The organism is Nocardia amikacinitolerans NBRC 108937, from assembly GCF_001612615.1.
In the GTDB taxonomy this organism is placed as follows: Bacteria; Actinomycetota; Actinomycetes; order Mycobacteriales; family Mycobacteriaceae; genus Nocardia; species Nocardia amikacinitolerans.
Genome location: NZ_BDAU01000085.1, coordinates 1 through 2,516 on the forward strand (window position 1 = coordinate 1; position 2,516 = coordinate 2,516).

The 2,516-nt window shown below is 65.0% G+C and carries 4 protein-coding genes; 2 read left to right on the forward strand and 2 right to left on the reverse strand.

Annotation, left to right across the window (positions count from 1 at the left end):
- Positions 1-195: helix-turn-helix domain-containing protein (locus tag NAM01S_RS33540; protein WP_157108043.1), on the reverse strand; the 195-nt coding region annotated here is incomplete at its 3' end.
- A gap of 361 nt (positions 196-556) precedes the next feature.
- Between NAM01S_RS33540 and NAM01S_RS33545 the strand changes: the two genes are divergently transcribed.
- Positions 557-853, forward strand: a complete 297-nt coding sequence (locus NAM01S_RS33545) for an antibiotic biosynthesis monooxygenase (protein ID WP_084483532.1) — start codon at positions 557-559, stop codon at positions 851-853.
- Positions 846-1,697 carry an RNA polymerase sigma factor gene (locus NAM01S_RS33550; RefSeq protein WP_157108044.1) on the forward strand — a complete coding sequence of 284 codons (852 nt, stop codon included), beginning with the start codon at positions 846-848 and terminating at the stop codon, positions 1,695-1,697. The genes NAM01S_RS33545 and NAM01S_RS33550 overlap by 8 nt, the downstream gene beginning before the upstream one ends.
- Before the next feature lie 109 nt (positions 1,698-1,806).
- Here NAM01S_RS33550 and NAM01S_RS33555 read toward each other — a convergent pair whose 3' ends face one another.
- The gene (locus tag NAM01S_RS33555) at positions 1,807-2,415 is read right to left on the reverse strand and encodes a TetR/AcrR family transcriptional regulator (RefSeq protein WP_084483534.1); all 609 of its coding nucleotides are present in this window, start codon (positions 2,413-2,415) and stop codon (positions 1,807-1,809) included.
- Positions 2,416-2,516 lie beyond the last annotated feature (101 nt).

Here is a 2,516-nt window from a genome sequence, read left to right on the forward strand (position 1 = left end):
CAGAATCTCGTCCACCATCGACTCCTTGGAATCGAAGTGGTGGTAGAGGCTGCCCGATAAGATTCCGGCCGCGTCGGCGATATCGCGCACCGTGGTCGCGCGCAAGCCGCGCTCGGCGAACAGTTCGGCCGCCAGCGCGAGCAGTTCGTTGCGTCGTGCTGATTTCGAGGCGTCAGGTGCGGTCACGAGGGTCATAATACAACCAAGCGTTTGCTTGGTGCTAGTTTGTGTTGCCCCTCCCGCGCTCCTTCGCCGTCGCAACTCGTGCGAGCACCCGTTCGGGGGCGGAGCTCAGTGATCGACCGACACTCCTACGGCAGCGGCGATCAGATCGCGCCGTACTTGTCCGGCAGGGTGAAGCGATGTGGTTCGACGGGCGGCGAGAAGCCGAGTCGGGTGGCGCATCCGCGCAGACCTGATCGCGCCCGAACAAGTGGGATACACAGCCCCGCGACGGGCGATTAGTGACCGAAGTCACCGACTCCGCGCTGTCACACTCACAGCAGCGTCGGTCTCTCACCTGGTGTCGAAAGATTCACTACCCAAGGAGAGTCCTATGGCCGTCATGGAAATGGCACGATTCACGGTCGACCCGTCCGATGCCGAGGCGATGCTCGCCGCGCGACCGGCGATGCTGACCGCACTGCGCGAGCGGTTCGACGGACTGGTGTCGCTGCGGCTGGTCCGTCTCGATGAACACACCTGGATGGATGTGGTGCAATGGCAGGATCGGGCGGCCGCGGACGCGGCGGCCGCGGGCATCGCCGCGGTGCCGGAGTGCGTCGCGGCATTCGCTTTCATCAAGGAGATGGTGTCGATGGAGCACGCGACCGTCGAGTTCGCCGATGCCTGAGGCAGCGGGCCGACCAGACCTCGAGGGTCTGGCCGGCCTAGCCGTCGCCGGGGACCCGGCCGCGCTCGAACAACTATGCCGCCATCTACAGGACCTCGTGTTCCGTCTGTCGCTGCGGTTCACCTCGGATCCCGAGGCCGCGGCCGACGCCACACAGGAGATCCTCATCCTCGTCGTCACCCACCTGTCGGAGTTCGAGGGCCGGTCCAAGCTGACCACTTGGGTGTACTCCATCGCCACTCGCTATCTGCTGCGGACCGCGCGGGGGCCGATCGAACTGAGCGTGGCCGGTCCGGAGCCGTTCGCAGACTGGATCGACCGCAACCTCGCACTCGCTCCGCCCGATCGCTTCGACGAGGCAGAGTTTCGCGTGCTGGCCGGAGAAGTACGCATGGCCTGCACCTATGGCATGCTGCTGGCACTTACCCGTGACCTACGCATCGCCTACCTACTCGGCGATCTCGTCGGACTTCCCGACACCGAGGGCGCCGAAGCGCTCGGGATCACCCGCACCGCGTTCCGGCAGCGACTCGCCCGCGCTCGACGGACCATGCGGACGATCATCGCCGAGCGCTGCGGCCTGATCGATCGTGCCAATCCGTGCCGCTGCGACCGCCAGATCGAATCCAGCATCGACTACAGAATTCTCGACCCGCACGCTCCGGTGTTCAGCGGGCTACCCGGCGCACAACCACCCATTGCGGCAGGCACGCTCGACCAAGCCGCCCAACAGCTCGACGACGCGACGGCCATCGCCGAGGTCTACCGTTCCGATCCTGAATTCAAGGCACCGCAACAAGTTTGGCAAGCCCTGCAACGGGCCTGCCCTGCTCTCACGGGCTGAACCCGAACCCCGTGCCCGCGAACTTCACAGCCAGTAGGCTTCCGTCCGGCGGCGCGTATCTGCTGATGCAGGTCGACAGCCCGCTGGCTGCGTTTCCATCCCCGGCTACTCATACAGTCAGCAACGCGGTAGCTGTCGCTATCAGCGTGACGTCCGTGGCCGGGTCGACTCGGTCGGCGATACCGGAGCGAAACAATGCCGCACCCTCGATCAGCATGGTGAAGACGCGGGCGCGTATTCGGCAGATGTCTTCGGGCGCTTCGGGGTTTCGCGCCCGGATGAGGTTTACGACCTGGTCCTGATAGGAACGGTAGAAACGTCGCACCGCTTCGGCCGTCGACTCGTCGCGCCCTGCCAGCGCCCAAATCTCGGTGTATACACGCACAAGGCAGAAGTCGTCCTGCTCTACCAGCAGCATTCGGACCATATCGGCGACCGGCTCGGTCGAATCGGCGGAGGCCAGCAGTGGGGCAAGCCGTTGCAGGGATTGTTCGAGGGTACGGCCCAAGACCGCGGCGATCAGTTCGCCGCGGTTCGGAAAGTAGTACTGCAGGTGGCCCAGCCGTATCTCGGCCGCGGAGGCGACCGCGCGCATGGTCAGCTCTCCATGCCCGAATTCGACGAGTATTCGTTCGGCGACGTCGAGAAGCTCGGCGCGACGTTGCGTTCCTTTACTCGTACGCGGCGGACGGGGGGATTCGATGCTCGGGTCGGTCACGCGGCTACGCCGTTGGTGACGGACTCGATATCCAAAGTGACACCGTGAGCAGCAAGCATGGCGGGCACCTGAGCGGGGAGAGGCGTCTGTTCAGGGAAGGT